The sequence below is a fragment of the Crocinitomicaceae bacterium genome, assembly GCA_016708105.1.
Classification (GTDB): domain Bacteria; phylum Bacteroidota; class Bacteroidia; order Flavobacteriales_D; family Crocinitomicaceae; genus JADJGJ01.
Map to the genome: position 1 here is coordinate 1,621,726 of JADJGJ010000001.1, position 19,004 is coordinate 1,640,729.

The following is a 19,004-nucleotide window of genomic DNA, read 5'->3' on the forward strand; positions in this document are numbered from 1 at the left end:
GGGATTTTTTTTACTCCTCCAAATTTTGCAAATACCGGTGAACGAAATTTAATTTGCGCACTTTTATATAGGTTGGAATATTTTACAAAATCAAAAGCAACCAAGCCACCATTGTACAAATAAAAAAAAACGCAAAATTCAGATATATCTCAGAAACAACCACCCAAAGCAAAGCAACCCAATTCCCAATGCAATCAACGTAATCAGCAATTCTCTTTTTTTCTCAGATCTCGCTTTTGTTTGTATGTCTTGCCTTAAGGTTGCGTATTCTTCAGGACTTAACTGAACCGGATCTACCCATTTTTCATGTTTCGTTTTGCCTTTTTCTTGCTCAAAGGGTTTGCGTTTCCCGGCTTTCAGATCATTTCGGTTTCGCTGCATGGTATTGATCATGTTGCTAACAAATCCCGCAAAACTCATATCTCTCCTGTTTTAACCTAAAAATATAAATAAAATTGTTCTCAAGACACTGTTTTCTGTTTTTCACATTTCACACAATTTTTCCACGCCTTAACTGATTTATAAAATAAAATTCTAAATTTGGTCAGATTACGGTGATTTATTGTTTGAAATCTGTACTTCAGGTTGATCTTAAATCTTGTAACTAACAAACAGCCAAAGTGATCCGAGATATGAATTTTTCAAAGGAAGCAAGAGACAAGTACACCATGGTAATTTCACAAGTTGAAAAACTTGATTCTACCAATGCGCCTGAACTGAAATCAGAGCTTTTACTCATAAATAAAAATTCAATCAATAATATTATCCTTGATTTGTCTAAATCCAGATATTGTGATTCGTCTGGTTTGAGTGCCATTTTAATTGGGAACAGACTTTGTAAAGATTCCGGTGGCAAATTCATTTTAACAGGTTTACAACCTAATGTGCAAAAGCTGATTGAAATCTCACAACTGCACAATGTGTTGAATATTACTTCCACAGCAAAACAAGCTGAAGAACTTATCATTTCCTGAATATTTCTTCACATGTCTGATCTAACTTTATTTAAAAAGATTGATCAAGATGATATCCGTTTTTTTATCAGCATTCTCGGAGCTGATAATGTCATATCTGATGTTGAATCACTGAAAGCTTTTGCAAGTGATCATACAGAAGATTTTGTTTTTATTCCTGAAATTTGTGTACTGCCGTCAAGTGCTTTGCAGGTTTCTGAAATAATGACTTATTGTTATGCAGAAAACATTCCGGTTACTCCACAGGGGGCTCTAACTGGACTCAGCGGCGGAGCCTTACCGCTTTTGGGTGGTGTTGTTTTGTCAACAAGAAAACTGAATCGCATACTCCATATTGATACTAAAAATTGTCAAGTGACTGTTGAACCAGGTGTAATCACGCAGGTTTTGCAGAATGCAGTGGCAGAATATAAATTGTCTTATCCTCCTGATCCTGCTAGCAAGGGTTCATGTTCAATTGGTGGAAATCTTGCAGAAAATTCAGGCGGCCCCAAGGCTGTAAAATATGGAGTTACCAATGAGTATGTCTTGAATTTAGAAGTAGTTTTATCCACTGGTGAAATTATTTGGACAGGTGCAAATGTGCTCAAAAATGCAACCGGATATAATCTTACTCAACTCATCGTGGGTTCTGAAGGTACATTAGGTATTATTACTAAAGCAGTTCTGAAATTAATTCCGCTGCCATCGCTCAATAAATTGATGTTGGTTCCTTTTCACTTTGCTGAGCAGGCATGTGAAGCTGTCGCTGAAATTTTTATGGCTGGCATCACCCCAAGCGGACTTGAATTTATGGAGCGAGACGCACTTGTATGGACAGCAAATTTCATTCAAGAAGAAGATTTGAAAATTCCTGATCACATTCAGGCTCACTTGCTAATTGAAGTTGACGGACATGATGAAGATGTCCTAATGAAAGATTGTGAAAAAATTCTATCGGTAATTGAAAAATTTAAAGTTGATGATGTGCTTTTTGCAGAATCTGAAGCGCAGAAGAATAAGCTTTGGAATTTGAGGCGTAAAGTAGGAGAGGCGGTAAAAAGTCAATCTGTATATAAAGAAGAAGATACAGTTGTACCCCGGTTTGAATTGCCAAAATTATTGAAAGGGGTTAAAGAAATTGGTCTGCGCTATGGTTTCAAATCTGTCTGCTATGGTCACGCAGGTGATGGTAATTTGCATGTAAATATTATTAAGGGTGATCTCTCTGAAGCAATGTGGAATAATGAATTACCTAAGGCAATTGAAGAAATATTTAACTTGACCGTTTCTCTCAGTGGAACAATTTCAGGTGAGCACGGAATTGGTTACGTTCAGCAACGCTATATGTCTATAGCATTTACAGAGGTTGAATTGAATATTATGAAGGGCATTAAAAAAGTATTTGACCCTAAAGGCATTCTGAATCCCGGTAAAATATTTCCTTGAATTTTACTACGTAGCAAAAAAAAGTCACCCATTGAGTGAGTGACTTTCTTGTAGATTTTATTTTTCAATTTATTCTTCTTGACAAACAACACCCGGATGTTTGGCTTTGTCAAATACAAATTTGCTGTCTGAAATAGTTGTGTTTTTTTCAAATTTTGAAATTTTGTATTTCGTATTGGTTCCGTCTTTGCCTTTTACCATGAAAAAAACTACTTCCATTTTTTCAATATCAATTTTTAAAATGATGGTGTGAAATTTACTATCAGCTGGATCTTTTGGATATAAATGAATCTCATGCGCTGGTCTATCTGCGTATGTTGTTTCTTGAATGTATTTGTATTTATAGCCTTCTTCCCACACGGTGAGTAACTGGCTTGGTGAAACAATTTCTCCTTCTTCAACATCTTCAACTGAGCGCGTGTAGCATTCATTATCATTGATCAAATAGGTTGTAATAGTTTCTCCATCGCAATAAATTTCTTGTTCAGGCAAGCTTAGAAAATATTTTTCACCTTTGATATAAACTTTTCCGTTTTGAGTAATGGCATCCTGACCGGGCGCTGCTACCACAACGGTAAATTCAAAAATCATGGTTTCGTAAGCTTTGGTTTTAACGCTGATTTCATCAAGAATTTTTTTGGCTTTTTCATCTTGTCCAAAACTGAATCCTGCAGTTAATATGAGCAGTAAAAATGCAACGGTAGATTTCATAAAATTTATTTTCATTGCAAATATCCAAAATTATGCCAAACCTCACTTAAGATTTTGTAAAAATAACTCCAGTGAAGGTAAGTCACTGATTAATACTTCTCGGGCTTTACTTCCTTTAAATGGGCCAATAACTCCTGCTGCTTCAAGTTGATCTATAATTCTACCTGCGCGATTATACCCAATACTCAGTTTTCTCTGCAAAAGAGATGCTGAACCTTGCTGATGCATCACAACCATTCTTGCTGACTCATCAAACAATGTATCTTTTTGACTCAAGTCTACATCTAATTCTGAATCACCTTCTTCACCAACATATTCTGGTAATAAAAAGGCACTTTGGTACCCTCGTTGATCACCAATGAAATCGCAAATTCTGTCTACCTCGGCAGTATCAACAAATCCACATTGTAAACGGGTGAGATCATTCCCAAATGAAATCAACATATCTCCACGTCCAATTAATTGATCAGCACCTGTTTGATCAAGTATGGTGCGTGAGTCAATTTTAGAAGATACTTTAAAAGCAATGCGCGCCGGAAAATTTGCTTTTATCATTCCGGTTATTACATTTACTGAAGGCCGTTGCGTGGCAACAATCAGGTGAATACCTATTGCACGGGCAAGCTGAGCCAATCTGGCAATTGGGTGTTCAATTTCTTTGCCTGCGGTCATTATTAAATCTGCAAACTCATCAATTACAACAACTATATATGGCAGATACCGATGTCCTTTTTCAGGATTTAACTTGCGAGATATAAATTTTTTATTGTACTCCTTGATATCTCTTACTCCTGCATTCTTCAACAATTCGTAACGTTCATCCATTTCAATACATAGTGATTTCATTGTGTTCACTACTTTGCTGGTATCCGTAATGATTGCTTCTTCTGAATCCGGCAATTTGGCAAGAAAATGTTTTTCTATTTTTTGGTACAGCGTGAGCTCTACTTTTTTTGGATCCACCATCACAAATTTTATTTGCGCCGGATGTTTTTTATAAAGCAATGACACTAAAATAGCATTCAGTCCAACTGATTTCCCCTGACCTGTAGCCCCGGCACACAGCAAGTGAGGCGCCTTAGCAAGGTCAAACATAAACGTTTCGTTTGAGATAGTTTTACCCATTACTACAGGTAATTCCATGTCAGTATTTTGAAATTTTTCTGATGCAATCAACGCACGCATTGATACCATGTCTGGTTTGGAATTTGGAACTTCAATTCCAATGGTTCCTTTGCCAGGTATTGGTGCAATAATGCGTATTCCGTTTGCCGCCAAACTAAGGGCAATATCATCTGATAAATTTTTAATTTTTGAGATACGCACGCCGGGGGCCGGAACTATTTCATACAAGGTTACTGTCGGGCCAACTGTAGCTTTTATCTTGGCTATTTCAATATTGTAATAACCTAAGGCTTCAACTATTCTGTTCTTATTCGCTTCTAATTCTTCCTTATTAATCTGGAGTTGATTACCGCCGTAATTCTCCATTAAATCTACTGAAGGTAAAACGTAACTTGACAAATCAAGTTTTGGGTCATAGTCTCCAAAATCTTTATTCAGCCCTTCTAAAGAGTCTTCTGGCAATACTTCATCAGGTGTCGCAACCTCTACTTGAAATTCTTCCGTTGATTCTATTATTGGTTCTTCTGTATTTTCTTGAGTGATTTCAAGTATGCTATCACTTTCATCCTGGTCTTCTATCTCATCTGATTCTTCCGGCGTTAGTTCAATAGGTGAAGATGTTTCTTCAGGAATTAATTCATTTTCTGTGATTGAATTTTTTACATCAATATCTGGTATACTGTCTGTCTTTTCTTCGGTTAATTCAGTTGATCTTTTTTCTTGTTTTTCTTTTATCAGACCAAGCCGTTGTGCTATACTTTTAAAGTCTGGGTTAAACATTTGAACGGTGGTAATAAATAATAAAACAAGATGAAAAAGAAATGCTCCAAAATTTCCAAATCCTGATTTTAGCCATACGTTGAAATAATACCCAACTGCTCCTCCGTAAGGGTAAGATTGTTGTGTTGTGAAGAATCCAAAAAATAATGAACTAACAAAAATTGCAACTATTGATCTTTTAATTAATTTTCTAAGATCAGTAAGTTGAATCCTGAATAATAAGAAAACGCCCCCACAAAAAAACAACAGTGGAAAGAAAAACGATCCCAAGCCAAACCATTCATAAATAAAGAGGTGTGATATCCAGGCGCCAAATTTTCCAAGGTGATTTGCTACCTCTGTCTCTGAAGCACTAAACATGAAACTAAGTAAACCATCCTTTAATACCAAACTCTGGTCATCTTTCCATGTGAAAAAATAAGAAATAAATGATAAAAATTGGTAGACTGAAAACAGAACGAATAATGCACCTGTTGTTAAGTTGGTTCGCCTGTTTTCCTTGTCAAACAATTTTCTAAGGGGTGAGAATAAATCAAAATTTCTAACCTTTCTAATTTTTGCAGCATCTTCCTGCAAACCCTCTTTGTCGTCAGCTTTTTTGCGTCTTGACTTTTTCTCCTTTTTATCATTACCTGCTGAAGATATTGGAATATCCGGGCTCGTTTCACTCGGCTCTAAATATTCATTACCTTTTTTCTTCATTTGGCTGAAAGTTCTTTGTACGTATGTAAATGAACTTCCGAAATTACTCAACCCATGCCTGTACTTTCATTGACTTGAATGATTCATTTCAACATGCCTATGTTAGTTTAGCTTAATTGTTGTCACTTTTGATTGTTTTATCAGGCAACCATTTGTGTAACGGAATTATAGCGTCATAGAAATTAAGATCAGCTATATCTTGTACAGTTCTTCTGAAGAATTCAAAAAAAAATCAATTTTTTTTAGATTTGATATATAAGGAGTTAAGTAGATAAGCGAAAAAATATTTAAAAAAAAGTTTGAATAAATTTGGAGGGAATAAAAAAGTGGTTACCTTTGCGCTCCCGTTGAACGAAATGGGAGAATAAATAAGGGGTTAAGAATAGTTTTACCTTACCGAAATAAGTTCTTTGAAAGATTGAAGCAAGATAGAAACAGCAAAAGTCTGAGAGGTAGAGATCGCATAAATAAGATCTAAACAAAAATCAAATCTTTATACTATGGAGAGTTTGATCCTGGCTCAGGATGAACGCTAGCGGCAGGCCTAACACATGCAAGTCGAGGGGCAGCGCGGTGTAGCAATACATTGGCGGCGACCGGCGCACGGGTGCGTAACGCGTATACAATTTACCTTATACAGGGAGATAGCCCGGAGAAATTCGGATTAATATCCCATAACACTGTGATATGGCATCATATTATAGTTAAAGCTACGGCGGTATAAGATGAGTATGCGTCTGATTAGCTAGTTGGTGAGGTAATGGCTCACCAAGGCGACGATCAGTAGGGGGCCTGAGAGGGTTATCCCCCACACTGGAACTGAGACACGGTCCAGACTCCTACGGGAGGCAGCAGTGAGGAATATTGGTCAATGGAGGCAACTCTGAACCAGCCATGCCGCGTGCAGGAAGAATGCCCTATGGGTTGTAAACTGCTTTTATTTGGGAAGAAACCCCTCTACGTGTAGGGGGCTGACGGTACCAAAGGAATAAGGACCGGCTAACTCCGTGCCAGCAGCCGCGGTAATACGGAGGGTCCAAGCGTTATCCGGAATCATTGGGTTTAAAGGGTGCGCAGGCGGTAAAGTAAGTCAGTGGTGAAATCCCTTCGCTCAACGAAGGAACTGCCATTGATACTGCTATACTTGAATATAGTTGAAGTAGGCGGAATGTGTAGTGTAGCGGTGAAATGCTTAGATATTACACAGAACACCGATAGCGAAGGCAGCTTACTAAACTAATATTGACGCTCATGCACGAAAGCGTGGGGAGCGAACAGGATTAGATACCCTGGTAGTCCACGCTGTAAACTATGATTACTCGTTCTCGGCGATATACGGTCGGGGACTAAGCGAAAGTGATAAGTAATCCACCTGGGGAGTACGATCGCAAGATTGAAACTCAAAGGAATTGACGGGGGCCCGCACAAGCGGTGGAGCATGTGGTTTAATTCGATGATACGCGAGGAACCTTACCAGGACTTGAACGCATTTTGACAGATTGAGAAATCAGTCGTTCTTCGGACAATTTGCGAGGTGCTGCATGGCTGTCGTCAGCTCGTGCCGTGAGGTGTTGGGTTAAGTCCCGCAACGAGCGCAACCCCTATTCTTAGTTACCAGCGAGTAAAGTCGGGGACTCTAAGAAAACTGCCGGCGCAAGCCGCGAGGAAGGTGGGGACGACGTCAAGTCATCATGGCCCTTACGTCTGGGCCACACACGTGCTACAATGGCGAGTACAGAGGGCAGCTACCCCGCGAGGATGCAAATCTCAAAAACTCGTCTCAGTTCGGATCGAAGTCTGAAACTCGACTTCGTGAAGCTGGAATCGCTAGTAATCGCGCATCAGCCATGGCGCGGTGAATACGTTCCCGGGCCTTGTACACACCGCCCGTCAAACAATGGAAGTTGGGAGTACCTAAAGTCGGTAACCGTAAGGAGCTGCCTAGGGTAAAACCAGTAACTGGTGTTAAGTCGTAACAAGGTAGCCGTACCGGAAGGTGCGGCTGGAACACCTCCTTTCTAGAGATCAGATCGACACTGATCAGACACTGCTGTTTCTGCTTCAATTTTTGTGATATTACCCCTCCCGCATAAAGAGAATGAGGGAGAGCGACAAAGCATACGGGAGAGAATATAATAGTCCCGTAGCTCACCCCGATATTGATCGGGAGGTTAGAGCGCTACACTGTTCCGATAGTTATTCCGATTGCTATCGGAATTAGAGGTCAGCGAGCTAATTAATGTGAGCTATGAAGATTAGAAAATAGTCCCGTAGCTCACCCCGATATTGATCGGGAGGTTAGAGCGCTACACTGTTCCGATTGCTATCGGAATTAGAGGTCAGCGAGCTAATTAATGTGAGCTATGAAGATTAGAAAATAGTCCCGTAGCTCACCCCGATATTGATCGGGAGGTTAGAGCGCTACACTGTTCCGATAGTTATCGGAAGTAGAGGTCAGCGAGCTAATTGAGTGAGCTATGAAGATTAGAAAATAGTCCCGTAGCTCAGTTGGTTAGAGCGCTACACTGATAATGTAGAGGTCAGCGGTTCAACTCCGCTCGGGACTACAACTCAGCGTGAGAGCGAGGAGTGAGATATCTCACTCTGTTCACTCACACTCACTCTGAACTATCGGGGGATTAGCTCAGCTGGCTAGAGCGCCTGCCTTGCACGCAGGAGGTCGTCGGTTCGACTCCGACATTCTCCACCAGACAAATCACCAACGGGTGTTTTGTAAAAGAAGGAAAAAAGAAAAGATTTTTAGACGGTGAGAACCGGTTTAAGGATTGCAATTCTGGTGAAATCCAGAGAAAGTTCTTTGAAATATTGAATATTGATTGAAGTAGTGAGTCACTTTTGGATAAAACCAAAGGAAAAATGACATTAATAAGTTACTAAGGGCATACGGTGGATGCCTTGGCTCTCAGAGGCGATGAAGGACGTGATAAGCTGCGATAAGCTACGGTTAGGTGCAAACAACTTTTGACCCGTAGATTTCCGAATGGGGAAACCTGATATGTTGAAGACATATCGCAATAGCGCAAACCCGGAGAACTGAAACATCTAAGTACCCGGAGGAAGAGAAAACAAGAGTGATTTCCTGAGTAGCGGCGAGCGAAAGGGAAACAGCCCAAACCAGTGTTGTTTCGGCAATACTGGGGTTGTAGGACTGCGTTGTGGACATATAAATTATAGAAGAACAAATTGGAAAATTTGGCCAAAGAAGGTGATAGCCCTGTAATTGAAATAGTTTGTATACCTAGCAGTATCCTGAGTAAGGCGGGACATGTGAAATCCTGTCTGAAACTGCCAGAACCATCTGGTAAGGCTAAATACTCCTGAGAGACCGATAGAGAACAAGTACCGTGAGGGGAAAGGTGAAAAGCACCGTGAATAACGGAGTGAAATAGAACCTGAAACCGTATGCTTACAAGCGGTCGGAGTCTGTAAGGATGACGGCGTGCCTTTTGCATAATGAGCCTACGAGTTACTTCTCGTTAGCAAGGTTAAGAGTTTAAGGCTCGGAGCCGAAGCGAAAGCAAGTCTGAATAGGGCGAAAAAGTTAACGGGAGTAGACGCGAAACCTTGTGATCTACCCTTGAGCAGGTTGAAGCCTCGGTAAAACGGGGTGGAGGACCGAACTGGTAAACGTTGAAAAGTTTTCGGATGACTTGAGGGTAGGGGTGAAAGGCCAATCAAACTGGGAAATAGCTCGTACTCCCCGAAATGCATTTAGGTGCAGCCTCGAGGTTGAGTATTGCAGAGGTAGAGCTACTGATAGGGCTAGGGGGCTTCACCGCCTACCAAACCCTGACAAACTCCGAATGCTGCAATATATACTCGGGAGTGAGGGCGCGGGTGCTAAGGTCAGCGTCCGAGAGGGAAAGAACCCAGACCATCGGCTAAGGTCCCAAAATGTACGCTAAGTTGATCTAACGTTGTTCGATTGCATTGACAGCTAGGATGTTGGCTTGGAAGCAGCCATTCATTTAAAGAGTGCGTAACAGCTCACTAGTCGAGCGATCGTGCGTGGATAATAATCGGGCATAAGTGTACTACCGAAGCTGTGGATTTATAGCAATATATCTGGTAGGGGAGCATTCCATTCTGCGTAGAAGCCGTATCGTGAGGTATGGTGGAGTGTATGGAAAAGCAAATGTAGGCATAAGTAACGATAAAGCAGGCGAGAAACCTGCTCACCGTAAGACTAAGGTTTCCTCAGCCACGTTAATCGTCTGAGGGTTAGTCGGGTCCTAAGGTTCATCCGAAGGGAGAAACCGATGGCAAACTGGTTAATATTCCAGTACCACTTGATGTTGCGAAGGAGGGACGGAGGAGTGAAAGGTCTGCGCACTGACGGAATAGTGCGTTAAAGGGTGTAGGCGTTGATTGGGCAGGAAAATCCACCCAAGAGCTGAACCTGATAGTACTCTGAGCCTTTTAGGCAAGGAGATAATGACCCTAAACATACTTCCAGGAAAATCTTCTAAGCTTCAGGCATTGAGTGCCCGTACCATAAACCGACACAGGTAGTCGAGGAGAGAATCCTAAGGTGCTCGAGTGAATCATGGCTAAGGAACTAGGCAAAATGGTCTCGTAACTTCGGGAGAAGAGACGCTGGTAGCGATATCAGCCGCAGTGAATAGGCCCAGCAACTGTTTATCAAAAACACAGGACTCTGCGAAATCGAAAGATGAAGTATAGGGTCTGACACCTGCCCGGTGCTGGAAGGTTAAGAGGAGATGTTATCTTCGGAGAAGCATTGAATTGAAGCCCCAGTAAACGGCGGCCGTAACTATAACGGTCCTAAGGTAGCGAAATTCCTTGTCGGGTAAGTTCCGACCTGCACGAATGGTGTAATGATCTGGGTACTGTCTCAGCCATGAGCTCGGTGAAATTGTAGTATCGGTGAAGATGCCGATTACCCGCAGTGGGACGGAAAGACCCCGTGCACCTTTACTATAGCTTCACATTGCTATTGGGTAATTCATGTGTAGGATAGGTGGGAGACTTTGAACCGGCTTCGCTAGGAGTCGGGGAGTCATCGTTGAAATACCACCCTTGGATTACTTGATATCTAATCCCGTGTATACGGGAGACATTGTGTGGTGGGTAGTTTGACTGGGGTGGTCGCCTCCAAAAGAGTAACGGAGGCTTCTAAAGGTACCCTCAGCACGCTTGGTAACCGTGCGTAGAGTGTAATGGCATAAGGGTGCTTGACTGAGAGACCGACAAGTCGATCAGGTACGAAAGTAGAGCATAGTGATCCGGTGGTTCCGCATGGAAGGGCCATCGCTCAAAGGATAAAAGGTACGCCGGGGATAACAGGCTGATCACTCCCAAGAGCTCATATCGACGGAGTGGTTTGGCACCTCGATGTCGGCTCGTCACATCCTGGGGCTGGAGAAGGTCCCAGGGTTGGGCTGTTCGCCCATTAAAGTGGCACGCGAGCTGGGTTCAGAACGTCGTGAGACAGTTCGGTCCCTATCTACTGTGGGCGTTAGATATTTGAGAGGACCTACCTCTAGTACGAGAGGACCGGGGGTGGACATACCTCTGGTGTACCTGTTGTGGCGCCAGCTGCATCGCAGGGTAGCTATGTATGGATGAGATAAGTGCTGAAAGCATCTAAGTACGAAACTCGCCTCAAGATGAGATATCTTTTAAGGGTCGTTGAAGACGACAACGTTGATAGGCTGCAGGTGTAAATCCCGTGAGGGAAAAGCCAAGCAGTACTAATTACCCGTAGACTTATAATGTTACGGGCTCACTACTTCGATTGTATTCGATATAATTATCAATACACATTCAAAAACATTGTATCCCTTTTGGTGTTTGCCAAAAAGGATAAGTTCACCCAAGCCATGGCTGCGGTGAATCAAGGTTTTCGGTGTCTATGGCGGTTGGGTCCACCTCTTACCATTTCGAACAGAGAAGTTAAGCCAACTTGCGCAGATGGTACTTCCCTTTTAAGGGCGGGAGAGTATGTTGATGCCGGTTTTTTAAATCCCCACTAGTTTTACTGGTGGGGATTTTTTTTTGTCCGTAAAATATTTTTTTTTTTAGCACTAAGTCCCAACGTTCCGCTATTGCTTGAGTCGGAATGCAAATATCTCCTTTATCAGCAAATCAAAGTTTTAGAAAACTTTTTATCACCATGCTGCATGCATGGAGTTTTTTCTAAATTCGCACTTTTTTTAATCTGTTGATAATCAATTTGCGCATTGAAGAATAAAGATCAAATAGTAAATATTGCCCCCATTGCGATGGGGAGTCAAAGGAGAGTTTCTTTGATATTTAATATTCATCTTCTACTATTTATTATACCATTAGCCAATATAATTTAGTCTAAAAAGAGCATAATAAATATTTGAAGGAACAAATTTTCTTTACTGTTTTTGTTGTAATTATTCTCCTCACAACCTTGGCTAAGTGTTTGCCCAATTGATCGATGGTATTAAAGGATTTGCAAACGAACTCTTGTTTGAGTTGCCACCAAATTTTCTCGGCGGGGTTTAGTTCTGGACTATAAGGCGGCAGAAAAATTAAAATGATATTCTCGGGTATGATTAGTTTCTTTGCCTTATGGAAGGCTCCGTTGTCAAGCACGATTAGTTTAAGTTCTTTTGGATTCTGCTTTGATAATTCTTGAATAAAATATTGAAAGCAATCTGTATTACAATAAGGCAGTTCCAACAAAAAGCTATCTCCATTTATTGGTGAGAATGCTCCATATAGGTATGTGTTTTCGAATTTGTGTTGATAAGTACAAACGGGTTTTACCCCTTTGCTGTTAGAACCCGCCCTGTTCTTGTGAGTAGTCCAAATCGACTCTCATCCCATAATAAATATTAATGCTTTTATAGCATCCCAATAGTGGTTTTACTTTGTCTTTACAGATTCGTTTGAAGTTTTTTTAAAAGTAGCAACCGCTTCTTTATCCTTTTAATATGACTCTTGCGGGGTACTTTTAACGATGCGCCAAAGTGCCTTTTAACATAATGACGCAAGCTGTTGTAATTAACTCCTTTAATAAAATTATTTTCCACCCACGCATGTAATTGTTTGTAGCTTGAAAATGCGGCATCCTCTGAACAAAGCTTCAATTTAATTTTCTTATGCACAGACTTACTTATTATGGAGGGCTTAAATCCAATTCTACCATCCTTTAATAATTTGGATATACCGCCCTTTTGATATTTAGTCCGCCATGTCTGAATACTGTTGTGATTTACACCTATCAGTTCCGCTAATTCATTCTTGCCTAATGCTCGATCAGAACGCTTGATCTCAATAAGCATTTTTATTTTCGGACCGTGGTGGTCTGCAGATTTTTTTAAGAGACTTCTTAAGTCCTTAAGCGATTCTTTCACCGTAATAGAGAGTGCATTTGCCATACCTCAAATATATAGCATATATACATTAGTCTAATATAGTTCAAGAAAAGATATTGACAATTTACTTGTTAATATCAGACTATTCTATAATAGCTAATGGTATTATTTCCTTTTTTATCTTTTCACAAAAAGGATTTTCCCAAACCTACCCCGTTCAAACTTTTGTTCAGGTTAGTGCCCCGCATACAAGTTATCTGCCTGATTATGCTGATCCGATGAGTAATCAGATGAGAATTTTTTTGACGCTCACTGATTTTTCTGTTCCATCTTATCAGGTGAAATTGCGATTTAAGTTTGAAGGAAATGGATACAGTATCACCACTTCATCTCTTCTAAATTTACCATCTACCACTTTGTCTCCGGGTGTGCCGGTTGAAATATCGGGCAGTGATCTGGCACCTTATCTTTCAACTGAGAATTTAATTTTTTCAGGTATTGATCAAACGCAGTATCAATTGCACAAGACACTGCCCGAGGGGCCATGCATGATTTGTGTTGAAGTAATTGATTTCACTAATCCCAATCAACCAGTTTTGTCAGGACCCAATGCATGTACCCAGGTTTGGTTTTCGCTCAATGATCCTCCGCTTTTGAATACTCCTTTTTGTGGTAATGAAATTTCACCCACTGATCCGCAGCAAATAGTTTTTTCGTGGTCGCCGCTTCACATGAATTCTATCAACAGCAGCGGAACGCAATACGTGTTTGAGCTTTTTGAAATTCGCCCCGATGGTGCTGACCCCAATCAGGTAGTGAATTCTTCTCTGCCCATTTTCATGCAAATTACCAATCAAACTTTTATCAATTACAGCATCACCGAACCGCAGTTGCAAATTGGTATGTCTTACGCCTGGAGAGTTCGCGCGCAGGATATGGATGGACATGATTTTTTTAGAAACAATGGTTATTCATCTGTCTGCACATTTACCTACGGGAATATTGCATCATCTGTAGCCGATGGTATCACACTCACATTAAACTCAAACGGCATTGGAACCCGCGTGGGGTATGCGTGGTGGAATGTCTCATCAACTTTTACACACTATAAATTAGAGCTGCGCAAAACCGGAAATCCAAATTACGTGTGGTTTCCGTATGAATCAACAACGGGTGAATTAAAAATTTATCAGCTTGAACCAGCTACACAATATGAGTGCAGAGTGAAAGGTTGCATTGATGATGATTTTGAAAGTGAGTGGAGCAATGTTTCAGTTTTCACTACACAACCTGTACCTGATTATGCTTGCGGAAGCACCACCACACCACCCCTTGATGCAACCATCACACCACTTACCAACGCCATAGCCGGCATGACTTTTACCATTGGTCAATTTGAAATGTTGGTCACCGATATTCAACCACTTGATCCTGTTTTACAACCCGGACATTATAGCGGAACGGGAAAAATTCAAGTTGGATTTGCGCTCATTAATCTGCGCGTAAAATTTGATGATATTCTGGTGGATGAATATCTGATGGTACGAAGCGGAAAAGTGGAAGCCATTACCCAAGGCATGGATCAGTGGATTTATGAAAACGTGATTCCGCAGCCCGATTATTTTGTTGATGGAACCATCACTGATTTTTCATGGAATGATTCTACTTCAATTACCGTTTGGGTTGATGGAGTTGCCCAGAGTTTTAATTTTCAAAACGGTGAACCCATCATTATTCAAGATGACGAAGGCATGATCTACACCTTTAATGCTGACGGCACTTATAGCGTGGTGAGTACTTTGGTTTACAGTTCAGATTATCTTGCCGCCACCAAAGATTATCGCATAGATTTTGAAGTGTACGATGAACAAGAATTTGGTTTTGATAAAAAAGAATACGCAGCATGGATCAGTAATTATGAAGTGATTCGCTTGCTTGATTCTACTAATTATTTTGTTGCCTATAAATCTCTGGCTCCTGATCAAAGTGATTATGTCATTGCAAGCATCAAAAGTGAAAATCAACTTAGCGGTTTAAGTTTTGTTGCACTTGAAAACGGATCAGAGAGACAACTCACCGCAGAAGAAATCAATGACACTACCTACAAAATTCTGCTTGATGGCATGAGCAGTTCATGCTACGTTTACGCAAAAGATAATGAACTGCGCATTGGAAAATTATGGGTGAAAGTATTGGAAGAAATTTCATTTGATGTGGTGCTTGTTCCGGTTAACGGAGCGACACTTTCACAGATAGAAAACATAGAAAATCAACTCAACGAAATTTACGCACAGGCAAACGTAACATTCAACGTAACCATAGCAGAAAATTACAACTCAACTACCAGGATCTCAACGCTGACGGTAAACTTCAGAACGGTGATATCAGTTTGGTGTCACACTATTCAGATGAAATGCGCTTGCTGCGTGAGCAATATTTTGAGAGTGATTCAGCCGATCATCAAAACAAATATTACCTATTCATTATACCAGAATTTTACGAGGCCGAACTAGAAGGCTACATGGTGCGCGGCAAAGCACTTGGATTTTTAAAAACCGGAGAAAACGCCATCACCGCCGCCCATGAATTAGCTCACGGAATTTTTTCATTGGAACACACCTTCCCTCAAATTGCGCAAGGCACTACCACCAACCTGCTAGACTACTCGGGGGGGACACACCTCACACAAAAACAGTGGCAACACATTCACTCACCGCTTCCGGCGTTTTCGTTTTTGGATGATGAGGAGGGGGGGGAGTCTGCTGCCCTTGTAAATCTTGAAAAGTTAAATCCCTTTAGAAATAGTTTAGGTCAACTTTCCTTTTTATCTGTTTCCGGAAATCCTATCACGTTTGACGATAAACTGCAACAGATATTTTTTATTACTGCAGAAGACGAGTGGAAAAAAACAAACGAGCATCTACCCATTGGAACGGTTGGTGGATTCAAGTATAACGACACCCTATATGTTGCGATAAGAAGTCTGAATAGTCCTGATTTCTTAGGGTATTGGGCTGATATCGATCATTCGAAATACTATCATGATAATTTCAGTCAGAATCTAGATTTTCAAAACACTTCTGCTCCGCTTTTTACCAGCGTACTTTGCGGAATTCCTTGTATTCAAAATGGTGACATCGTTTTCAAAGTGTTTCCCACATCATACTTCGAAAGCCAAATAAACTTGCCTGATTTTACTCCTCCATATTATGCTGGAGGAAGTTTAAAAGATATCACCTATTTTGCTCCATTTTTAATAAATGAATCTCAGGCAATTGAAGTTGGCGTTCAATTTTCTTCTGAATTAACTCCAGAAGAGCTTGCCTTCTTTAAATCAATTTCAAATTTTGAATCCGTGTGCGGACTTGATGCAATTTACGCCTTTAGCGCAGCTTATAGTCTTCATGAAAACCCTCAGAATTTACTTTGTTTGAATGATATAATCGGTAATGCGGAGAATCAAATTCAGTCAGACATTTTAAATCAACTAACAGAGACCTATTTAAGTGATTTACATCAACTAGATGCACTTTATATAGAGCCGGTAATTATTGCCGATAATCCCCATGACGAATATCAGCAGCACTATTCACAATCTATTGAATCCAATTTCTTTAAGTACTTCTATGGTTCTCTGGATTATTTAGTTCGTCTGATAACTCCAGTTCAGGATAATTCAGAAGATTTGGCATCGCTGCCCATTTCTTATATACCAATCTTTCTGTCGTTGTTTGATCCATACATGAAGGAGTGTATTCTTAAAACATTGCCCTACGATGTTCGCATGAATATTTTGCGCCGACACGGTGAATGGACAGTTTCAACTTCAAAAGAATCATTGCTTGTTGATTTAATTCGGACAACACCGCTGAGTTCATCTGATAGATTGTTGGAGGATTTGTCTCAAAACAACTATCAACTATTCTGGGAACTATATGATGAGATTAACGGGGCAAACAGCGAATTTTTTATGATGAACGTATGTTTATTCATCCTAAACCAACGCAGTGCACCTGCAGAACTCAGCGAATGGCCAGGACCACAAATCTATAATCCGGGTGGCATCAAACCAACAAAATTTTTACTCATCTATAAGCCAGATGCTGATCAAAATAAAATCATTGACGCAGCAAGAATTGGAACTGATGTGCGCATTAGTTATGTAAGCAGTGATAACGGTGGCTCAACCATATTCAGATATGAAGGAGACCCGTTTGAATTTGTCCGTATAAAGTTTACTGAGAATTATCAATTTACAAATCTTCAAACTAGTGAACAAATTGAGGTAGGGGAAGAGTTGGTTGTTCCTGCTGTATGGGCGTACTGGTTAATCAATAGACAAGAAACTATTCAATCATGGACAGCTGTCAGGGTTGTTGTTGATGCAGCAGCAATACTATTCTCAGTCGTAACAATGAATCCCGGACCTCTTCTGTATGTAGAGTTGTTAGCCAATGGTGCTGATTTGACTTTAGCCCTTTTTGAAGACCAGGTACTTTCATCAGGTTCTGATTATGCTCAAAACGTCTACAGTTTCATTGAGAATATTGTCGGCTTGCTTGATGCTGCCATGATTACAGTCAGTGTTACTGAGGCTGGTTGTAAAATATACACAATACAAAAATCCAAACTCAGTCAAGAACTGAAACTCAAATCACCTACATCAGAGGTCTATACAGATTTTAAAGTTGGTATTCAGAATTTGGTAGAAACACTCCGAAATTCCCCAAGTACAATTTTTAGTCAAGGAGATGCCATTTTCAATGCTTTTTGGGAATCAGCTTTGTTGCAAGTTAAGGTTCATGGACATAGCAAATATTTGAGCGATTGGTCAAATGTGAGTCTGAATGTAAGTCAAGGAAACAAGTTGTTTGTCAAGTCCGGTGCGTCTGTTCAATATCAAATTGCAGATGTAATTGAAGATGGAACTGATGCCATTAGATTAGAAGAAATTCGTTGGCTTGACTCACCAGAAAATGTTGATGTTATTCACGAATTTGAAAACATCTACTATACAAAACAAGGAACGGGAGAACTTCTTTCAGGAGATCTGGAGGTTGTGCGACTCACGGGGGATGGTGGGGTGTTTGTTAGGGAGGTGGAGGTTTTCGATAATGGAGCACTCGATCTTCTAAATACTCTATTTACTAAGTCAATTGCTCAGAACTTTCTCAGTGACTTGATTCTTTTTGCTGGATCAAACCAGAAAAGACTGGGAAGATATGGGTCTGAAAGTATCCTCAAGAATAAACTGGTATACTTTCTGAACCACCAGAGTGTAATCAACGTTAAGTCATATAATCAGTTAATACAAGACATTGAAACTTTTTTTACGGTAACAAGAGGTTCAAATGGAAACCTAATTCCTGGGACACTTGAGTATTTCGATGAATTTTTACAGGCGCCTCAAAAATTCAAAGGAGGAGCATTTGGTTTAGAAATTTTGGCAAATCCGCCTCCAAGTCTTATCGGAAAAACCTTAACAAGGCTAGAAGCCGGCATTGATGATTCAGAGAAATTCAGATTCGATATGTACTTTGAAGGTACTGGCAACGTAAAAGTTTTTGTAGAAACAAAGAATTACGCATCAACCACAAGTTTCACAACTTCATTCTATAACCAATTCAAAGCGTATATTAGCAATCCAAATCTTACAAGTTTTGATGAACTTCGATATTATTTTAGGGCGAATGATGGAATTTCAAAAGCTGAACGGGTGCAGAAGTTTAAGAATATGATTAAAAATAATGCCCAAGAGATATTTGGTGCTAATCCTAGTTTGTTTAAAAGTATCAAACAAGAAAATGGTGTTGATTTCATTGATGATTGGGAAGACTTAAAAACGATGATGGAAAGTACAACCATTTCAGAAAATCACGCAATATTTAGTTTCATAGAAGTTTTTTAAATGTTACAAATAAACTCAATAAAAAATCACGTTAGTTTTTTT

General features: G+C 40.2%; 9 protein-coding genes, 2 tRNA genes and 3 rRNA genes. 9 read left to right on the forward strand and 5 right to left on the reverse strand.

Annotated elements, in window-relative coordinates; translation table 11 throughout:
* Positions 1-138: 138 nt before the first annotated feature.
* Positions 139-420 carry a hypothetical protein gene (locus IPH66_07085; protein MBK7129113.1) on the reverse strand — a complete coding sequence of 94 codons (282 nt, stop codon included), beginning with the start codon at positions 418-420 and terminating at the stop codon, positions 139-141.
* Positions 421-632: 212 nt separating this feature from the next.
* Between IPH66_07085 and IPH66_07090 the strand changes: the two genes are divergently transcribed.
* Together IPH66_07090 and IPH66_07095 are read left to right on the forward strand one after the other, a co-directional pair.
* Positions 633-974: an STAS domain-containing protein gene (locus IPH66_07090; GenBank protein ID MBK7129114.1), complete on the forward strand. Its 342-nt coding sequence runs from the start codon at positions 633-635 to the stop codon at positions 972-974.
* A gap of 12 nt (positions 975-986) precedes the next feature.
* Positions 987-2,402, forward strand: coding sequence for an FAD-binding protein (locus IPH66_07095; GenBank protein MBK7129115.1), 1,416 nt, complete (start codon positions 987-989; stop codon positions 2,400-2,402).
* 69 nt (positions 2,403-2,471) lie between these two features.
* Here IPH66_07095 and IPH66_07100 read toward each other — a convergent pair whose 3' ends face one another.
* Together IPH66_07100 and IPH66_07105 are read right to left on the reverse strand one after the other, a co-directional pair.
* Positions 2,472-3,113, reverse strand: coding sequence for an outer membrane lipoprotein carrier protein LolA (locus IPH66_07100; protein MBK7129116.1), 642 nt, complete (start codon positions 3,111-3,113; stop codon positions 2,472-2,474).
* A gap of 42 nt (positions 3,114-3,155) precedes the next feature.
* On the reverse strand, positions 3,156-5,720 hold the full coding sequence (locus IPH66_07105) for a DNA translocase FtsK (GenBank protein MBK7129117.1): 2,565 nt from the start codon (positions 5,718-5,720) through the stop codon (positions 3,156-3,158).
* Positions 5,721-6,217: 497 nt separating this feature from the next.
* On the opposite strand from IPH66_07105, the gene IPH66_07110 reads away from it, so the two are divergent.
* The 5 genes from IPH66_07110 (at position 6,218) to rrf (ending at position 11,720) form a co-directional block, all read left to right on the forward strand.
* A 16S ribosomal RNA gene (locus IPH66_07110) occupies positions 6,218-7,738 on the forward strand.
* A gap of 475 nt (positions 7,739-8,213) precedes the next feature.
* Positions 8,214-8,287: transfer RNA gene (locus IPH66_07115), tRNA-Ile, on the forward strand.
* Positions 8,288-8,353: 66 nt separating this feature from the next.
* Positions 8,354-8,430: transfer RNA gene (locus tag IPH66_07120), tRNA-Ala, on the forward strand.
* 174 nt (positions 8,431-8,604) lie between these two features.
* A 23S ribosomal RNA gene (locus IPH66_07125) occupies positions 8,605-11,479 on the forward strand.
* 127 nt (positions 11,480-11,606) lie between these two features.
* Positions 11,607-11,720: ribosomal RNA gene (rrf, locus tag IPH66_07130) — 5S ribosomal RNA — on the forward strand.
* Together the 16S, 23S and 5S rRNA genes with 2 tRNA genes alongside form the textbook arrangement of a ribosomal RNA operon.
* A gap of 348 nt (positions 11,721-12,068) precedes the next feature.
* Here the strand turns inward: rrf and IPH66_07135 are convergent.
* Positions 12,069-12,548 carry an IS630 family transposase gene (locus tag IPH66_07135; GenBank protein MBK7129118.1) on the reverse strand — a complete coding sequence of 160 codons (480 nt, stop codon included), beginning with the start codon at positions 12,546-12,548 and terminating at the stop codon, positions 12,069-12,071.
* Positions 12,549-12,613: 65 nt separating this feature from the next.
* Complete coding sequence (locus IPH66_07140) at positions 12,614-13,117, reverse strand: helix-turn-helix domain-containing protein (protein MBK7129119.1); 504 nt, start codon at positions 13,115-13,117, stop codon at positions 12,614-12,616.
* 227 nt (positions 13,118-13,344) lie between these two features.
* On the opposite strand from IPH66_07140, the gene IPH66_07145 reads away from it, so the two are divergent.
* Both IPH66_07145 and IPH66_07150 read left to right on the forward strand, forming a co-directional pair.
* Positions 13,345-15,567: a fibronectin type III domain-containing protein gene (locus IPH66_07145; GenBank protein ID MBK7129120.1), complete on the forward strand. Its 2,223-nt coding sequence runs from the start codon at positions 13,345-13,347 to the stop codon at positions 15,565-15,567.
* Positions 15,468-18,962: a hypothetical protein gene (locus IPH66_07150; protein MBK7129121.1), complete on the forward strand. Its 3,495-nt coding sequence runs from the start codon at positions 15,468-15,470 to the stop codon at positions 18,960-18,962. The genes IPH66_07145 and IPH66_07150 overlap by 100 nt, the downstream gene beginning before the upstream one ends.
* The last annotated feature ends 42 nt before the right edge of the window (positions 18,963-19,004 follow it).

Coding starts and splice junctions, on each gene's coding strand:
- IPH66_07140 (MBK7129119.1), bottom strand. CDS start 13,117: ATGGCAAATGCACTCTCTATTACGGTGAAAGAATCGCTTAAGGACTTA.
- IPH66_07150 (MBK7129121.1), top strand. CDS start 15,468: ATGCGCTTGCTGCGTGAGCAATATTTTGAGAGTGATTCAGCCGATCAT.
- IPH66_07085 (MBK7129113.1), bottom strand. CDS start 420: ATGAGTTTTGCGGGATTTGTTAGCAACATGATCAATACCATGCAGCGA.
- IPH66_07095 (MBK7129115.1), top strand. CDS start 987: ATGTCTGATCTAACTTTATTTAAAAAGATTGATCAAGATGATATCCGT.
- IPH66_07105 (MBK7129117.1), bottom strand. CDS start 5,720: ATGAAGAAAAAAGGTAATGAATATTTAGAGCCGAGTGAAACGAGCCCG.
- IPH66_07100 (MBK7129116.1), bottom strand. CDS start 3,113: ATGAAATCTACCGTTGCATTTTTACTGCTCATATTAACTGCAGGATTC.
- IPH66_07145 (MBK7129120.1), top strand. CDS start 13,345: ATGAGAATTTTTTTGACGCTCACTGATTTTTCTGTTCCATCTTATCAG.
- IPH66_07090 (MBK7129114.1), top strand. CDS start 633: ATGAATTTTTCAAAGGAAGCAAGAGACAAGTACACCATGGTAATTTCA.